This is a genomic window from Azospirillum argentinense (assembly GCF_000632475.1).
Classification (GTDB): domain Bacteria; phylum Pseudomonadota; class Alphaproteobacteria; order Azospirillales; family Azospirillaceae; genus Azospirillum; species Azospirillum baldaniorum.
In genome coordinates, this window is sequence record NZ_CP007793.1 from 3,020,080 (window position 1) to 3,037,206 (window position 17,127).

At 68.4% G+C, this 17,127-nt stretch carries 16 protein-coding genes; 15 read left to right on the plus strand and 1 reads right to left on the minus strand.

The annotated features are described in order from the left end of the window. The first annotated feature begins 163 nt into the window (after positions 1–163). The 8 genes from miaB to trmB all read left to right on the plus strand — a co-directional run bounded on the left by miaB (position 164) and on the right by trmB (position 8,737). Entirely contained in the window at positions 164–1,552 is a 1,389-nt protein-coding gene (gene miaB, locus ABAZ39_RS14075) for a tRNA (N6-isopentenyl adenosine(37)-C2)-methylthiotransferase MiaB (RefSeq protein WP_038530299.1), read from the plus strand. 5 nt (positions 1,553–1,557) lie between these two features. After that, entirely contained in the window at positions 1,558–2,661 is a 1,104-nt protein-coding gene (locus tag ABAZ39_RS14080; protein ID WP_038531595.1) for a PhoH family protein, read from the plus strand. Further along, positions 2,661–3,191: an rRNA maturation RNase YbeY gene (gene ybeY, locus ABAZ39_RS14085; RefSeq protein WP_014238860.1), complete on the plus strand. Its 531-nt coding sequence runs from the start codon at positions 2,661–2,663 to the stop codon at positions 3,189–3,191. Before ABAZ39_RS14080 ends, ybeY begins: the two co-directional genes overlap by 1 nt. Next, positions 3,188–4,105 carry a hemolysin family protein gene (locus ABAZ39_RS14090; protein WP_038530302.1) on the plus strand — a complete coding sequence of 306 codons (918 nt, stop codon included), beginning with the start codon at positions 3,188–3,190 and terminating at the stop codon, positions 4,103–4,105. Before ybeY ends, ABAZ39_RS14090 begins: the two co-directional genes overlap by 4 nt. A 206-nt stretch (positions 4,106–4,311) precedes the next feature. After that, the gene (lnt, locus tag ABAZ39_RS14095) at positions 4,312–5,913 is read left to right on the plus strand and encodes an apolipoprotein N-acyltransferase (protein ID WP_051658035.1); all 1,602 of its coding nucleotides are present in this window, start codon (positions 4,312–4,314) and stop codon (positions 5,911–5,913) included. Between the two features lie 113 nt (positions 5,914–6,026). Beyond that, entirely contained in the window at positions 6,027–6,515 is a 489-nt protein-coding gene (locus tag ABAZ39_RS14100) for a helix-turn-helix domain-containing protein (protein WP_038530305.1), read from the plus strand. A 253-nt stretch (positions 6,516–6,768) separates the two neighbouring features. After that, positions 6,769–7,938 (plus strand): methionine adenosyltransferase, encoded by a 1,170-nt coding sequence (metK, locus tag ABAZ39_RS14105; protein WP_038530307.1) that lies wholly within the window; start codon positions 6,769–6,771, stop codon positions 7,936–7,938. A gap of 88 nt (positions 7,939–8,026) precedes the next feature. Next, complete coding sequence (gene trmB / locus ABAZ39_RS14110; RefSeq protein WP_038530311.1) at positions 8,027–8,737, plus strand: tRNA (guanine(46)-N(7))-methyltransferase TrmB; 711 nt, start codon at positions 8,027–8,029, stop codon at positions 8,735–8,737. On the opposite strand, the gene ABAZ39_RS14115 is transcribed toward trmB, so the two are convergent. Then, complete coding sequence (locus ABAZ39_RS14115; RefSeq protein WP_038530314.1) at positions 8,715–9,029, minus strand: antibiotic biosynthesis monooxygenase family protein; 315 nt, start codon at positions 9,027–9,029, stop codon at positions 8,715–8,717. The two genes, trmB and ABAZ39_RS14115, sit on opposite strands and share 23 nt — an antisense overlap. 304 nt (positions 9,030–9,333) lie before the next feature. On the opposite strand from ABAZ39_RS14115, the gene rimP reads away from it, so the two are divergent. The 7 genes from rimP to rpsO all read left to right on the plus strand — a co-directional run bounded on the left by rimP (position 9,334) and on the right by rpsO (position 16,833). Then, the gene (gene rimP, locus ABAZ39_RS14120) at positions 9,334–9,819 is read left to right on the plus strand and encodes a ribosome maturation factor RimP (protein ID WP_014238849.1); all 486 of its coding nucleotides are present in this window, start codon (positions 9,334–9,336) and stop codon (positions 9,817–9,819) included. A gap of 54 nt (positions 9,820–9,873) precedes the next feature. Next, a complete protein-coding gene (nusA, locus tag ABAZ39_RS14125) occupies positions 9,874–11,409 on the plus strand; it encodes a transcription termination factor NusA (RefSeq protein WP_014238848.1) in 1,536 nt (511 codons plus the stop codon). A gap of 30 nt (positions 11,410–11,439) precedes the next feature. Beyond that, the gene (locus ABAZ39_RS14130) at positions 11,440–12,159 is read left to right on the plus strand and encodes an RNA-binding protein (protein WP_051658036.1); all 720 of its coding nucleotides are present in this window, start codon (positions 11,440–11,442) and stop codon (positions 12,157–12,159) included. A gap of 14 nt (positions 12,160–12,173) precedes the next feature. Next, positions 12,174–14,906 carry a translation initiation factor IF-2 gene (gene infB, locus ABAZ39_RS14135; RefSeq protein WP_038530317.1) on the plus strand — a complete coding sequence of 911 codons (2,733 nt, stop codon included), beginning with the start codon at positions 12,174–12,176 and terminating at the stop codon, positions 14,904–14,906. A gap of 129 nt (positions 14,907–15,035) precedes the next feature. After that, positions 15,036–15,620 carry a 30S ribosome-binding factor RbfA gene (gene rbfA / locus ABAZ39_RS14140; protein WP_038530319.1) on the plus strand — a complete coding sequence of 195 codons (585 nt, stop codon included), beginning with the start codon at positions 15,036–15,038 and terminating at the stop codon, positions 15,618–15,620. Continuing rightward, positions 15,610–16,548, plus strand: coding sequence for a tRNA pseudouridine(55) synthase TruB (truB, locus tag ABAZ39_RS14145; protein ID WP_038530322.1), 939 nt, complete (start codon positions 15,610–15,612; stop codon positions 16,546–16,548). Before rbfA ends, truB begins: the two co-directional genes overlap by 11 nt. A 15-nt stretch (positions 16,549–16,563) precedes the next feature. Next, on the plus strand, positions 16,564–16,833 hold the full coding sequence (rpsO, locus tag ABAZ39_RS14150) for a 30S ribosomal protein S15 (RefSeq protein WP_035670129.1): 270 nt from the start codon (positions 16,564–16,566) through the stop codon (positions 16,831–16,833). The last annotated feature ends 294 nt before the right edge of the window (positions 16,834–17,127 follow it).

Sequence of the window (17,127 nt, forward strand, 5' to 3'; positions counted from 1 at the left end):
CAAGGTGCGATGCCGCGACGCGGCGGGTCGCGCGCCGGATTGCGCCGCTTGGCCGGTGCCGTCCAGGCGCGCGTTTTTGCATTGGTCGCGATCGCGGCTGGCCAAGACACATTTGGCCGAATTCACGTTTGGTCCGGATCGTTCAGCGCTGTGGAAGGGATCGTTGAGTAAGAAGCTCTTCATCAAGACCTGGGGTTGCCAGATGAATGTCTATGACTCCGCCCGCATGGCGGATGTCCTGGCACCCCTGGGATACCGGCCGGTGGACGAGCCGGACGGCGCCGACATGGTGATCCTCAACACCTGCCACATCCGCGAAAAGGCCTCCGAGAAGGTGTTCTCGGAACTGGGCCGCCTGCGCCAGCTCAAGGACGTCAAGGCCGAGGTCGGCGATGGCCGGATGATCCTCGCCGTGGCCGGCTGCGTCGCCCAGGCCGAGGGCGAGGAGATCGTCGCCCGCGCCCCCTTCGTGGACATGGTGTTCGGGCCGCAGACCTATCACACCCTGCCGGAAATGGTGGCCAAGGCCAGCCGCAAGGCGGGCAGCGTGCTGAACACCGACTTCCCCGTGGAGTCCAAGTTCGACTTCCTGCCGGACGAGAGCGCCAGCCAGGGCGTTTCCGCCTTCCTGGCGGTGCAGGAGGGTTGCGACAAGTTCTGCACCTTCTGCGTGGTGCCCTACACCCGCGGCGCCGAGTTCTCGCGGCCCGGCGCCCAGATCGTGGCGGAGGCCCGGCGCCTCGTCGCCGGCGGCACGCGCGAGATCAACCTGCTCGGCCAGAACGTCAACGCCTGGCATGGGGAGGGGCCGGACGGCACCAGCTGGGGCCTCGGGCGGCTGGTCCGCGAACTGGCGGACATCGACGGGCTGGAGCGCATCCGCTACACCACCTCGCACCCGCGCGACATGGAGGACGACCTCATCCGCGCCCACGCCGAGGTGCCGCAGCTCATGCCCTACCTGCATCTTCCGGTGCAGGCCGGGTCGGACCGCGTGCTGGCGGCGATGAACCGCAAGCACACGGCGGACGACTACCGCCGCATCGTCGACCGGCTGCGCGCCGCCAAGCCGGACCTGGCGCTGTCGGGCGACTTCATCGTCGGCTTCCCCGGCGAGAGCGACGCCGACTTCGCGGCGACCCTGCGCCTCGTCACCGACGTCGGCTATGCCCAGGCCTATTCGTTCAAGTACAGCGCGCGTCCCGGCACCCCGGCGGCGCTGGAGCATGGCCAGCTGCCGGAGGACGTCAAGGACGCCCGTCTCGCCGCGCTCCAGCAATTGCTGAACGCGCAGCAGCAGGCCTTCAACCAGAGCTTCGTCGGGCGCACCGTGCCGGTCCTGTTCGACCGCGTCGGCAAGCGCGCCGGCCAGCTCCTGGGCAAGAGCCCCTATCTGCAGTCGGTGCACGCCGACGCCAGCGAGCGGCTGCTCGGCCGCATCGTCGAGGTGCGCGTCGACGCCGCCCATCCGAACAGCCTTGCCGGCAGCGTGGCGACCGGTGAATACCGCAGCTCCGCCACCGGCACGCAACCCGTGGAGGCGACCGTTTGAACGGCTTGCCCGATCAGCGCCCTGACCCGCGCTCCGATCAACGTCCCGATCAACGCATTGATCTGAACTTCGACGACAACCGGCTGCTGCCGATGCTGTACGGGGAGCATGACCGCCACCTCGCCCGCATCGAGAACCAGCTCGGCGTCTCCCTGATCTCCCGCGGCAACACGCTGACCATCGCCGGTCCGGCGGAATCGTCGGAAGCCGCCCGTTCGGCCATCGACGCCCTCTATGAGCGCCTCAAGCGCGGCATGACCGTCGGCACCGGCGAGGTGGATGCCGCCGTCCGCATGGCGACCGGCGTGGGCGGTGCGGTGCGCGACCAGAATCTGGCGACGCTCAGCCGGGGCGAGGTCGCGGTGCGCACCCGCCGCAAGGGCGCCATCACCCCGCGTTCCCCCATGCAGGCGGCCTATCTCCAGGCGCTGGCGGAAAGCGAGATGGTCTTCGGGCTCGGCCCGGCCGGCACCGGCAAGACCTACCTCGCCGTCGCGCAGGCGGTGGCGCTGCTGACCACCGGCCAGGTGGACCGCATCATCCTGTCGCGTCCCGCCGTCGAGGCGGGGGAGCGGCTGGGCTTCCTGCCCGGCGACCTCAAGGAGAAGGTGGACCCCTATCTGCGCCCGCTCTACGACGCGCTGCACGACATGCTGCCGGCGGAGCAGGTGAAGAAGCGGCTGGAGTCCGGCGAGATCGAGATCGCGCCGCTCGCCTTCATGCGCGGCCGCACGCTCGCCAACGCCTTCGTCATCCTGGACGAGGCGCAGAACACCACGCCCATGCAGATGAAGATGTTCCTCACCCGCCTGGGCGAGGGGGGCCGCATGGCGGTCACCGGCGACATCTCCCAGACCGACCTGCCGGCCGGCGCCAAGTCCGGCCTGCGCGAGGCGCTGGACATCCTGGAGGGGGTGGAGGGCATCCGCTTCGTTCATTTCACCGCCGCCGACGTGGTGCGCCACCCGCTGGTCGCGCGCATCATCCGCGCCTATGACCGTGTCGAGGGCGCCCGCGCCGAGAACGACCGCGCTGGGGAGGATCGTGCCCGGGCCACCCGCGCCGACGGCCGGCGCAAGCCCGCCCCGGACGGGGAGGGAACACCGTGATGGCCGTCGACGTCGTCGTTTCACGTGAAGCGGGCGATTGGGCGGACAACGCCGAATGGCTGTGCGAACGCGCGGCGCTCGCCGCCCTGTCGGTCACCTACGACGAGGATGAGGGGCCGGCGGAACTGTCCGTCGTGCTGGCCGACGACGCGCTGGTGCACCGCCTGAACCGAGAATACCGCGGCAAGGACAAGCCGACCAACGTGCTGTCCTTCGCCCTGACCGAAGCGGAGGAGCCCGAACTGGGCGAGGACGCGCCGGTCATGCTGGGCGACGTGATCCTGGCCTGGGAGACCGTCGCCCGTGAAGCCGCCGAGCAGGGTAAAACACCTTCGGACCATATGACCCACCTTGTGGTGCATGGCGTTCTTCATTTGCTCGGGTATGATCACGAGACGGATGACGAGGCCGAGGAGATGGAGCAGCTCGAAACCGACGTGCTCGCGACCCTCGGAATCGCCGATCCGTACGCTGCCACGCGCTCTCCGCCCGGAGAGCCGAATTTGGACGAACAACCGCCGGACCGATGAGCGAGATTTCCGACAGTCGAACGCCCCGTGAAGACGGGGCCGAAGATCAGCAATCCTTGGGCCACCTGTTTCGCGGGTGGATGAGGACCGTTTTGGGGGGGCGCGACGACGCCACCCTGCGCGCCACGATCGAAGACCTGATCGAGGATCAGGACAGCGGCGAGGGATCGCTGGGGGCGGGCGAACGTGCCCTGCTCGCCAACATCCTGAAGCTGCGCGATCGCACCGTCGACGACGTGATGGTGCCCCGCGCGGACATCGTGGCGGTCGATGTGGACACGCCGTTCCCAGCCCTGGTCCAGCGCATGGCGGAGGAAGCCCATTCCCGCCTGCCGGTGTTCCGTGAAACGCTCGACGACGTCGTCGGCATGGTCCACATCAAGGACGTGCTCGTGGCCATGGCCAGCCGGACGCCAGTCGAACTCAAGGACATCGTGCGCGATCTCAGCATCGTCGCGCCCAGCATGCCGGTGGTCGACCTGCTGGTGCAGATGCGCCAGAAGCGCCAGCACATGGCGCTGGTGGTCGACGAGTTCGGCGGCATCGACGGCCTCGTCACCATCGAGGATCTCGTCGAGGAGATCGTCGGCGAGATCGAGGACGAGCACGACGAGGAGGCGACTCCCCATTTCGTGGAGCGCCCCGACGGCACGATCCTCGCCGATGCCCGCGTCTCCATCGAGGATTTCGAGGACCGCGTCGGCGCCTTCCTGACCGAGGAGGAGCGCGAGGAGGTCGACACGCTCGGCGGTCTCGTCGTTTCGCTGGCCGGACGCGTGCCCGGTCGCGGGGAAATGCTGACCCATCCCTCCGGACTGGAGTTCGAGATCGTCGAGGCCGACCCCCGCCGCATCAAGCGGCTGCGCGTCCGCACCGCCCCCGCCGAGAACTCCGCCCTGGCCGAGGTCGGGTAAGCCCGGCAGGGATTTTCACCGCGAAGGCACGAAGGACACAAAGACGGCACAAAGAGGCTCTACCGCATCCCTGAAATCACGGGCGGAGCGGGGGGCCTCTTCGTGACGCTCTTCGTGTCGCCGTGCCTTCGTGGTGAATCGGTTTCCAGACCGGCGCTTGTCTCGACAGCCGTTACCGGCCCACCCGCATCCGGAGTGTCCTTCCCTTGACCGCCACCGACATGACGACCACCCCGGCCCGGCTGGGCCGCCTGTCCGCGGGTCTGGCCGGGCTGACCGGTTGGCGCCGGCTGCTGGCAACGGCGGGGTTCGGCGGGCTGGCGACGCTGGCCTTGCCGCCGGCCGACGCGGTGCCGGTGCTGCTGATCGCCTTTCCGGGGCTGCTCTGGCTGCTCGACGGGGCGCGGACCAAGCGGCAGGCCTTCGCGGTGGGCTGGTTCTTCGGCTTCGGCCATCACCTGCTCGGCCTCTACTGGATCAGCGCGGCGCTGTTCACCGACATCGAACGCTTCTGGTGGGCGCTGCCGCTGTCCGCGGCGGGGCTGCCGATCCTGCTGGCGATGTTCACCGGCTTCGCCACGCTGCTGGTCTGGACGCTGAAAGGAAGGGGGCTGGGCCAAGGGCTGGGCCGGGTGTTCCTGTTCGCCGCCTCCTGGGCGCTGTTCGAATGGCTGCGCGGCCATGTCTTCACCGGCTTCCCGTGGAACCTCGTCGGCTATGGCTGGACGGGCGTCCTGCCGGTCCTTCAGGGCGTCTCGCTGATCGGCATCTATGGCCTCAGCCTGCTGACCGTGCTGGTGGCGTCGCTGCCGGCGGTGCTGGCCGACGCGGCGGTGCCGCGCCGTCGCGCCTGGGGGGCGCTGGCCATCGGGCTGGCGCTGTTCGCCGCGCTGGGCGCCTGGGGCGGTCTGCGGCTGGCCGGGGCGTCGGACGCGGCGGTGCCCGGCGTGCGGCTTCGGCTCGTCCAGCCGGCCATCGACCAGCGGCTGAAATGGGCGGCGGGCGAGCGGGTGCGCAACGTCCAGCAGCAGATGGAACTCTCCGCCGCACCTTCCACCGAACCCATCACCCATGTGATCTGGGCGGAGACCGCGGTGCCCCTGTTCCTCGACCAGGACGCCCGCCTGCGTCAGGCTCTCGGGTCGGTCACCCCGCCCGGCGGGCTGCTCGTCACCGGGGTGCCGCGCATGGAGGCCGGGCCGGAGGGCGAGCCGCTCTATTACAACAGCTTGGCGGCGGTGGACGGCAGCGGCGCCGTGACGGGGCGCTTCGACAAGTTCCACCTCGTGCCCTTCGGCGAATACATGCCGCTGCGCCGCTGGCTGCCGGTCGGAGCCATCGCCGGCAACGGGGCGGAGTTCTCCGCCGGACCGGGGCCGGTGTCGCTCGATCTCAAGGGCCTGCCGCCGGTCAGCCCGCTGATCTGCTACGAGGTGATCTTCCCCGGCGCCGTGCTGCCCGCCGCGCAGGACGGCGCGGCACGGCCGCGCTGGATGCTCAACCTGACCAACGACGCCTGGTACGGCAACACCGCCGGCCCGCACCAGCATTTCGCCATCGCCCGGACCCGCGCGGTGGAGGAGGGGATGCCGCTGGTCCGTGTCGCCAACACCGGCATCTCCGGCGTGGTGGACTCCCACGGCCGCGTCACAGCCATGCTTCCTCTTGGTTACAGGGGTGTGGTCGATGCGGCCTTGCCGGAAGCGCTGCCCGCCCCCACTCTCTACGGACGGGTGGGCGATGGCGCGTTTGGGTTGCTTCTTTTGACCTGTTTCGCGGTGGGCCTGCGCGCACGACATCGCAGTTAGCGCATCCGAGACTCTTTTTTCAATCACGCGCATCGGGAGCGCTCGGGCGCCCTTGACTGCATACATGGATATGTCGTATCAAGGTTGCACAACTGTTTCAGGGAATTAGAGCAATGCAAGCAACGCCAGCGCGGGGCCGCCGGGCCACTGCCGGCCGTCCCAAGACGGGAAAGCCGAACCCGATCGACGTTCACGTCGGCTCCCGCGTCCGGTTGCGCCGGACCCTTCTGGGCATGAGCCAGGAAAAGCTGGGTGAGGCCATCGGCCTGACCTTCCAGCAGGTGCAGAAGTACGAGCGCGGCGCCAACCGCATCGGCGCGTCGCGTCTGTTCGACCTCAGCCGCGTCCTGGACGTGCCGGTGTCCTTCTTCTTCGACGACATGCCGGCGGAAGCCGCCGCGGCTCCGGTCGACGACGAGGACGGCGCCGCCGCCGGTTTCGAGGAGCGTTCGGGCGGCTACGAGCCGGACCCGATGGCCAAGCGCGAGACGCTGGAGCTGGTGCGCGCCTACTACCGCATCAACGACCCGTCGGTGCGCAAGCGCCTGTTCGAGCTGACCAAGGCCGTTGCCAATTCCGGCATGGTCGAAGCCGCCGAATAAAGGTTGAGAGACCCGAGCCGAGCAACCGGAAGCAATCCGGACGGCAGGATGATTGGGGAACGTGGCCCTCCGGCCCGTTCCCCGATGTTTTTTTTAGGCGAATTTCTGTTGCCCTTGCCCAACCACGGGGAGATCGCTTGACCTGGAACGCAAACCTTGTCACATACGACAAATGACTGGCTTTCCGTGGGTGCTGCGCTGGTCTCCCCTTATAATTCTGTAAAATAGCCCCCGTCCATTGCCGAGGTTCGTCGTGGCCAAGCTCAACTACGTGTTCACCAGCGAGTCCGTGTCCGAAGGCCATCCGGACAAGGTGTGTGACCGCATCTCCGACGCGATCGTCGATCTGTACCTGTCGCACGATCCCTACGCCCGCGTGGCGGTGGAGACGCTGGCGACCACCAACCAGATCGTTCTGGCCGGTGAGGTGCGCGGGCCGGAAAGCATCACCCCCGACATGCTGGTCCAGGTGGCCCGCGCCGCGGTGAAGGACATCGGATACGAGCAGGACGGCTTCCATTGGGAGAAGATGGACGTCAAGTGCTTCGTCCATTCGCAGTCCGCCGACATCGCGGTCGGTGTCGACGCCGCCGGTGAGAAGGACGAGGGGGCCGGCGACCAGGGCATCATGTTCGGCTACGCCTGCAACGAGACCCCGGCCCTGATGCCGGCGCCGATCTACTACAGCCACGCCATCCTGAAGTCGCTGGCCGAGGCCCGCCACTCCGGCGCCGCCCCGCAGCTCGGCCCCGACGCCAAGAGCCAGGTGACGCTGCAGTACGAGAACGGCAAGCCGGTGCGCGCCACCGCGGTGGTCGTCTCCACCCAGCACGCCGACGGCCTGACCCAGGAGGAGGTGCGCGAGATCGTCCGTCCGCACGTCATCAACTGCCTGCCGGCGGGCTGGATGTGCGACGAGGCGAGCTTCTACGTCAACCCGACCGGCCGCTTCGTCATCGGCGGCCCGGACGGCGACGCCGGCCTGACCGGTCGCAAGATCATCGTGGACACCTACGGCGGTGCCGCCCCGCACGGCGGCGGCGCCTTCTCCGGCAAGGACCCGACCAAGGTCGACCGTTCCGCCGCCTACGCCGCGCGTTACCTCGCCAAGAACGTGGTCGCCGCCGGCCTGGCCGAGCGTTGCACGATCCAGCTCTCCTACGCCATCGGCGTGTCCAAGCCGCTGTCGGTCTATGTCGACACCCACGGCACCGGCACGGTGGACGAGGACAAGCTGTCGGAGGTGCTGCAGAAGCTGGTGGACCTCAGCCCGCGCGGCATCCGCACGCATCTGGGCCTGAACCGTCCGGTTTACGCGCGCACCGCCGCCTACGGCCATTTCGGCCGCGAGGCGGAGGCTGACGGCGGCTTCTCCTGGGAGAAGACCGACCTCGTCAACGACCTGCGCACCGCTTTCTTCTAAGAAGCGGCTTCTTCCAAGACCGGACCCGTTCGTCCGGGATGCAGGGGCCACACGGCCCCTGCGTTCGTTTTGGGACCCTGCTGTCACAATGACCGACTCCTTCCTGGACTCGTCCAAGAGGCTCTACGGGCGGCGCAAGGGGCGTCCGCTCCGCAAGCGCAAGACCGAACTGCTCGACGGACTCCTGCCGTCGCTGGAAATCCCGGTGCCGCAGCCGGGCGACCGGATCGACCCCCACGCCCTGTTTGCCAAACCCATGCGCGACGTCTGGCTGGAGGTCGGCTTCGGCAGCGGACACCACATGGCGTGGCAGGCGGCGAACAACCGCGACGTCGGGGTGATCGGCGCCGAACCCTTCATCAACGGCGTGGCTGGCCTGCTCAAGCTGGTCGATGACGAGAAGGTTCAGGACAACGTCCGTGTCCTTCCGGACGACGCCCGCCCGCTGCTCGACGCCCTGCCGGACGCCTCCATCGGGCGCGCCTTCGTGCTGTTCGCCGATCCCTGGCCGAAGAAGCGCCACTGGGAACGCCGCTTCATCGGTCCGGACAACCTGCCGCGTCTCGCGCGCGTGCTGAAGGATGGGGCGGAGCTGCGTCTGGCCAGCGACGATATGGGGCTGGTGCGCTGGATGCTGGAGCACACGGTCCGGCACCCCGATTTCGAATGGACCGCCCGCGGCCCGTCCGACTGGCGCCACCGCATCGCGGACTGGCCGCCCACCCGCTACGAGGAGAAGGCCATCGAGGCCGGGCGAAAGCCGGTCTTCATGCGCTTCATCCGCAAGGCGCGGGGGTAGACACCACCGACTCTCCATAATGCTCCACCACCGGGAACGGGTCGTAGAAGTGGTGGAGCAGGGACTTCCAGCGGGCGTAGCGGCCGGACCCGCGGAAACCTTCGGTGTGGTCCTCCAGCCGCTCCCAGCGGACGAGCAGAAGGTAGCGGTCCGGCGCCTCCAGGCAGGGCCGCAGCTCCAGCCCGAGGAAGCCCGGAGTTGCGGCGATGAGGGGCTGAGCCTCGGTCATCGCCCGTTCGAAGGCCGGGCCCTGGCCGGGTCTGACGGTCAGCAGGGCCGTTTCGAGGATCACGGTGAACTCCCTCCTGGAGGCGTTTTCCGCGCGGTGCGACGGCCGCCGAGGGCTTGACTTTACCCGGGTCGGACCCGCTCACCAAGCGCCGGGCATAGGACCTTGCGGAAAAGCGCTTGCGGCCTGCTCCGGAATGTCTATATTCACCGCATGAACCCATACGGATCGGCGGCTCGGGAAACCGGGCCGGCGGGACGCTTTGCGGGTGGGCCTTGGCCCACTTATTTTTTTATCAGCGTATGGAATCCCCGTGTTGGTCCCAGGGCGCTGTGCCAGGGGAGACCGCGGGGGCGGGTCAGGTGGAATGGAAGCAACCGGTCGTATCGAGCAGATCATCACGCCGTCGGTCGAGGCCATGGGCTACGAACTCGTGCGTGTGCAGTTGACCGGTGGGCAGCGCATGGTTCTGCAGGTCATGGCGGAACGCGCCGACGGCGCGCCCATGACGGTCGAAGACTGCGCCGACATCAGCCGCGCGATCTCCGCGGTGCTCGACGTTGAAGATCCGATCAAGAGCGCCTACACGCTGGAGGTCAGTTCGCCCGGCATCGACCGGCCGCTGACCCGTCTGAAGGATTTTGAGCGTTTCGCCGGTTTCGAGGCCAAGCTGGAGACCCGGCTCGCCGTCGATGGCCGCAAGCGCTTCAAGGGCATGCTGAAGGGCGTCGACGACGGCCTCGTGTGCATCGAATCGGAACAGGGAGCCGCCCGGCTGGAGTTCGACAACATCCTGCGCGCCAAGCTGGTCTTGACGGATGAACTGATCCGCGCCAGCCAGGGCCAGGGTTGACGGCCGCTCCGGGCTTCACTCGAAGAACAAACGCCAGTCCAGGAAGTGTGACGGATGGAACTGCTGCAAGTCGCTGACGCGGTTGCCCGCGAAAAGAACATCGACCGGGACGAGGTCCTGGAGGCGATGGAGCAGGCGATTCAGAAGGCCGGGCGCTCCAAGTACGGCCACGAGCACGACATCCGCGCCCGCATCGACCGCAAGACGGGCGACATCCACCTGACCCGCCACCTGGAGGTGGTCGAGGCGGTGGAGAACGAGGCGACCCAGGTGACCCTCGCCTACGCCCAGCGCCGCAAGCCCGGCGCCCAGGTCGGCGACTTCCTGGTCGATCCGCTGCCGCCCATCGACTTCGGCCGCATCGCCGCCCAGACGGCCAAGCAGGTCATCGTCCAGAAGGTCCGCGACGCGGAGCGCAAGCGCCAGTTCAACGAATACAAGGACCGCACCGGCGAGATCGTCAACGGTCTGGTCAAGCGCGTCGAATACGGCAACGTCACCGTCGACCTGGGCCGCGCCGAAGCGATCCTGCGCCGCGACGAGCTGCTGCCGCGCGAGCACTTCAAGAACGGCGACCGTGTGCGCGCCTACATCTTCGACGTGCGCGAGGAAGCGCGCGGCCCGCAGATCTTCCTGTCGCGCACCCATCCGATGTTCATGGCGAAGCTGTTCGCCCAGGAAGTGCCGGAGATCTACGACGGCATCATCGAGATCAAGGCGGTCGCCCGCGACCCGGGCTCGCGCGCCAAGATCGCGGTGATCAGCAACGACAGCTCCATCGACCCGGTCGGCGCCTGCGTTGGCATGCGCGGCAGCCGCGTCCAGGCGGTCGTCGGCGAGCTGCAGGGCGAGAAGATCGACATCATCCAGTGGAACCAGGAGCCGGCGACCTTCATCGTCAACGCCCTGGCCCCGGCCGAGGTCGCCAAGGTCGTGATGGACGAGGACAACAGCCGCATCGAGGTGGTGGTGCCCGACGACCAGCTGTCGCTGGCCATCGGCCGCCGCGGCCAGAACGTGCGCCTCGCCACCCAGCTCACCGGCTGGGACATCGACATCCTGACCGAGCAGGAGGAGTCGGAGCGCCGCTCGGACGAATTCCGCACCCGCTCGCAGCTCTTCATGGAAGCGCTGGACGTGGACGATGTGATCGCCCATCTCCTGGTCGCCGAAGGCTTCACCTCCGTGGAGGAGATCGCCTACGTCGAGACCGAGGAACTGGCCGAGATCGAAGGCTTCGACGAGGATGTGGCGGAGGAGCTGAAGCAGCGCGCCCTCAACTTCCTCGACGAGCAGGACGTCCGCATGACCGAGAAGCGCCAGGCGCTCGGCGTCGAGGACGCGGTGGCGGAAGTCACCGGCTTCAGCCCGACCCTGCTGGTGAAGCTGGGTGAGAACGGCGTGAAGACGATGGACGACCTCGCCGACCTCGCCGCGGACGAACTGCGCGACATTCTCGGCAAGGAGGCCCCGACGGAAGACGAGGCCAACGAGATCATCATGGCCGCCCGTGCCCACTGGTTCGACGGCGAGGAAGGCGCGCCCACCGCGGCGCAACCCTCGGCGGACGACCAGGCGGCGCAGAGCTGAGCCGGGACTTAGGACGCACAAACGGTACGGATGGTTGGGCTGAGCGACAGGAACGAACAGACTCCGGCGGACGGTGAACCGGACGGCCTTGCGGCCGAAGGGGAGGCGCTGCTGCCGGCGGACCTAGAAAAGGGTCCGCTGCGCCGCTGCATCGCCACCGGCACCGTGCAGTCGAAGGACGGCATGATCCGTTTCGTGGTATCACCCGACGGCGAGATCGTGCCCGATCTGGAGGAACGGCTTCCGGGCCGCGGCCTCTGGCTGTCGGGGGACAAGGCGGCCTTCACGAAGGCCATTGCCAAGAACATGTTCGCCAAGGCGGCGCGGCGCGCGGTGCGCGTCCCGCCCGATCTGGTGGAACGGCTGGAGAAGCTGCTGGAGCGGCGGTGCCTGGATGCCTTCGGGCTGGCGCGCCGGGCCGGGCAGGCTCTGGCCGGATACGAAAAGGTGCGCGAGGCGCTGAAGACCAACCAGGTCGGACGCGCCGGACCGCCCTATCTGCTGGTCGAGGCCAGCGACGGTTCGCCCGACCAGCGGGGCAAGATCACAGCGCTGGCGCCGGATATGCCGGTCGTGGACCTGTTCGACGCCGCGGCGATGGCCGCGGCCCTGGGACGGGAAAACGCCGTGCACGCGGTGGTGGCGCGCGGGAAGCTGGCCAAGGGATTGGCACGCGACTCCGCGCGTCTCAAGGGTATCAAAGGCTTTGTCGCCGGCTCTGCGCCGGCCGGCCACGTAAGCAACGTCTGACCATTCGGGAACCGATGACCGACAGCAACGACCAGGACCAAAAGAAAGTCTTGCACCTCTCCGGCTCCGGCAAAGGGAAGCTGGAGCTGAAGAAGCCGGTCGAGACCCAGGTCCGGCAGAGCTTCTCCCATGGCCGGTCGAAGCCCGTGACCGTGGAGGTCAAGCGTAAGCGGGCCGTGGAGAAGGGCGCCCTGCCGGGCGTGGCCGACGGTGGCGCCGCCGCGCGTCAGGCCGCCCAGGGCATCCCCGTCCGGGGTGGGCCGGGCCAGCGCCAGCGCGGCGGTGGCGGCGGTGCCGTCCGTCAACTGACCAACCAGGAACGCGAGGCGCGCATCCGCGCCCTGCAGGGGGCGGCTGAAGACAACCGCCGCCGCGCCGAGGAGGAGGCCGAGGCCGCCGTCCTGGCCGCCGAGGCCGCCGCCCGCGCCGCCGAGGAGGCGGCGTCCCAGCCGGCCCAGGTGGTCGAGGAGGAGCCGGAGATTCTCGACGCCGAGACTCTGCGCCAGCGCGAGCTGGCCGAGCTGCGCGGCATCGAGGAGGCGGAGCGCGCCAAGGCCCAGGAGGCCGAGCGCCGCCGCCAGGAAGAGGAAGCCAAGCGCAAGGAGGCCGACGAGGCCAAGCGCAAGGACACCGAGCAGGCCCGCCCGCAGGGCGCGGGCGCCCGTCCCGCCGCCGGTGGCGCTGGTGCGCGCACCGCGGCCACCACGGAGGCTCCGGCCGCCCGTGGTCCGGGGGCTCCGGCCGCTCCGCGCTTCGGCGAGGAAGAGGACGACCGCCGCGGCAAGCCCGGGAACAAGAAGGCTCCGGCTCCGGCTCCGGTCCGCAAGGCCGCTCCGGGCGCCGACCGCCGCAAGGGCTCCAAGATGACCGTCTCGCAGGCGCTGAGCGACGAGGGTGGTGAGCGCACGCGCTCGCTGGCCGCCGTCCGCCGTGCCCGTGAGCGCGAGCGGCTCCGTCAGATGAGCCGTCAGGAGACGCAGAAAGTGACCCGCGACGTCGTGCTGCCCGAGGTCATCACCGTCCAGGAGCTGGCGAACCGCATGGCGGAACGCGGCGCGGACGTGATCAAGCAGCTCATGCGCATGGGCGTGATGGCCACCATCAACCAGACCATCGACGCCGACACGGCGGAGCTGATCATCGCCGAGTTCGGCCACCGCGTGCGCCGTGTGTCGGAGGCGGACGTCGAGGTCGGCCTGCGCCTCAACGACGATGCGGAAACGGCGCTGGTGCCGCGTCCCCCGGTCGTCACGATCATGGGCCACGTCGACCACGGCAAGACCTCGCTGCTCGACGCCCTGCGCCAGACCGACGTGGTCAGCCGCGAGGCCGGCGGCATCACCCAGCACATCGGCGCCTATCAGGTGCAGCTGGAGTCGGGTGCGAAGATCACCTTCATCGACACGCCGGGCCACGCCGCCTTCACCGAGATGCGCGCCCGCGGCGCCAACGTCACGGACGTGGTGGTGCTGGTCGTCGCCGCGAACGACGGCGTCATGCCGCAGACGATCGAGGCGATCCATCACGCCAAGGCCGCGAAGGTTCCGATCATCGTCGCCATCAATAAGATCGACCTGCCCGACGCCAAGCCGGACCGCGTCCGCCAGGAACTGCTCCAGCACGAGCTGGTCGTGGAAGAGCTGGGCGGCGACATCCAGACCGTGGAAGTGTCGGCCAAGGCCAAGCGCAACCTGGACAAGCTGGAGGAGGCCATCCTCCTGCAGGCGGAAATCCTGGAGCTGAAGGCCAACCCGGAGCGCACCGCCGAAGGTGTCGTGGTCGAGGCCAAGCTGGAGCGCGGCCGCGGTTCGGTCGCCACCGTGCTGGTCCAGCGCGGCACGCTGAAGGTCGGCGACGTGTTCGTCACCGGGTCGGAGTGGGGCCGCGTCCGCGCCCTGGTCAACGACCGCGGCCAGAGCGTCGAGCAGGCCGCCCCGGCCAGCCCGGTCGAGGTGCTCGGTCTCAACGGCACGCCGCTCGCCGGCGACGACTTCACCGTCGTCGAGTCGGAAGCCCGCGCCCGTGAGATCGCCGAGTTCCGCCAGCGCAAGAAGCGCGAAGCCGCCAACGCGGCGTCGGCCCGCGGCTCGCTGCAGGACATGTTCAGCCGCATCCAGGCCGGCGAGGCCAAGGAACTGCCGGTCGTCATCAAGGGCGACGTGCAGGGCTCCATCGAGGCGATCTCCAACGCCCTGGAGAAGCTCACGGCGGAGAACACCGAGGTCAAGGTTCGCGTGCTGCACGCGTCGGTGGGTGCGATCAACGAGTCCGACATCACGCTGGCGAACGCCTCCAACGCGATGGTCTTCGGCTTCAACGTCCGCGCCAACCCGCAGGCCCGCGACATGGCCAAGCGCGACGGCGTCGAGATCCGCTACTACTCGATCATCTACAACGTGATCGACGACGTGAAGGCGGCCCTCACCGGTATGCTGTCGCCGACCCTGCGCGAGCGTTTCATCGGCTACGCCGAAATCCGCGAGGTGTTCAACATCACCAAGGTCGGCAAGGTCGCCGGTTGCATGGTCACGCAGGGCACCGTCAAGCGCGGCGCCGGCTGCCGCCTGCTGCGCGACAACGTCGTCATCCACGAGGGCACGCTCAAGACGCTCAAGCGCTTCAAGGACGAGGTCAAGGAAGTGCGCGAGGGTTACGAGTGCGGTATGGCCTTCGAGAATTACGACAACATTCTGGCCGGCGACATCATCGAAGCCTTCGAGATCGAGGAGGTGGCGCGCGAGCTGTAAGCCCGCCGCCGCACCCCGGCTCTCGGACCGGCCACAGATGACATTGCAGATGACAAGGGCGCCCGTGCGCCCTTGTCGCGTTTTCGCGGAGGGACAGACCCCTCCCGCACCGCATTCGGGATCGACAGCATGAGAAAGAAACACGATCTGGCCGGAAAGCCGCCGTCCCAGCGCCAGCTCCGCATCGGCGAGGAAATCCGCCATGCCCTGGCGGACCTGTTCCGGCGCGGCGACTTCCACGACCCCGAACTGGCGGAACTGAACGTCACGGTGACCGAGGTGCGGATCAGCCCGGACCTGCGCAACGCCACCGCCTTCGTCACGCCGCTGGGTGGCGGCCCGATGGACGAGACGCTGTCGGCCCTGCGCCGCGCCGCCCCTTTCCTGCGCGGCCAGGTCGCCCGCGCCATCAACCTGCGCCACGCCCCGACGCTGAGCTTCGAGGCCGACACCTCCTTCGACTACGCCGGTCGCATCGACGATATCCTGCACAGCCCGGCGGTCGCCCGCGACGTCGGCTACCGCACGCTCGCCGACCGCGTGAACGGCGACGACGACCATGACGACGAGGACGACGGCTGGGACGAGGAGGACGAGACCGAGACGGACGACCTCGACGGCGATGACGACATCGACGACGAGGATGACGACGAGGACGAAGACGACGGGGATGAGGGCAACGGCGGCGAGGGCGAGGGGCGCCGTGGCTCGTAAGCGCAAGGGTGAGCCGATCCACGGCTGGGTCGTGCTGGACAAGCCGGCGGGGATGACCTCGACGCAGGCGCTGTCCAAGGTGCGGCGCCATCTGAACGCGGAGAAGGCCGGGCACGGCGGCACGCTGGATCCCATCGCCACGGGCATCCTGCCCATCGCGCTGGGCGAGGCGACCAAGACCGTCTCCTACGCCATGGACGGCGAGAAGACCTACCGCTTCACCGTGGCCTGGGGCACCCGCACCACCACCGACGACCGCGAGGGCACGGCGGTGGAGACCTCCGCGGTGCGTCCCGACGCCGAGGCGATCCGCGCCGCTCTGCCCGGCTTTCTGGGTTTCGTCGAGCAGATCCCGCCGCAATACTGCGCTCTGAAGATCAACGGCGAGCGCGCCTACGACATGGCGCGCGAGGGCGAGGTGGTGGACATCGCCCCGCGCACCGTGCGCATCGACCGGCTGGAGCTGATCGAGATTCCGGACGCCGACCACGCGGTGCTGGAGGTGGATTGCGGCAAGGGCACCTATGTCCGTTCCATCGCCCGCGACCTCGCCGAACGGTTGGGGACGGTGGGGCACATCCGCGATTTGCGACGTCTGCGCGTCGGGTCCTTCACGCTGGACGGGGCGATTTCCCTGGACGATCTGACCGCGATGGAGCAAGGTGCCGCGGTCGAAAGACTTCTGCTTCCGATCGAGACCGCGCTGGACGACATCCCGGCGCTGGCCCTGACGGACGCGGAAGCGCACCGACTGAAGCACGGCCAGACGGTGGCACTCCTCACCCGGCAGGACCGCGAACGCCTCACGGCGCTGCGCGGCGATGTTGGTGGGGATGGCACCGTCATTGCGCTTTTCGGCGGCAAGCCGGTGGCGCTGGCGCGTGTGGAGGGGGCGGAGGTCCGTCCGGTGCGCGTTCTCAACCTATGAACGATGGAGACCCCGATGTCGATCACGCCCGATCGCAAGCAGGAACTCATTAAGGACTATTCGCGCGGCACCAACGACACCGGTTCGCCCGAGGTCCAGGTCGCGATCCTGTCCGAGCGCATCCGGAATCTGACCGAGCATCTGCAGGGCCACAAGAAGGACTTCCACTCCCGTCGTGGTCTGCTGGTGATGGTCGGCCAGCGCCGCCGTCTTCTCGACTATCTCAAGAAGAAGGACAACAGCCGCTACGCCACGCTCATCGAGCGTCTGGGCCTGCGTCGCTGATTTCCAAAAGGCGTCCGTGCTGGTGACCGAACATCCGTCCCGATCAGCGCTCGACCCGCCGCACCGCGTTCCGGTGCACCGAGGAGCGTCGCGCCGGTCGGGACGTTCGGTTGTTCGCGAAGGTATGTTCTAGTCAGACGGCCGGCCCGGACCTTCCGGGACCGGCCGTTTGATTTTTTTAGCCCTTTTCGGGTTTTGCCCTTTGTTGGGTTTTCACATGCGGGGTCCGACGACCGATGACCCCGGCTTAGGCCAGCAATCCGGCGGGCCTAGGTGTCGGATGGAAGGAAGAAT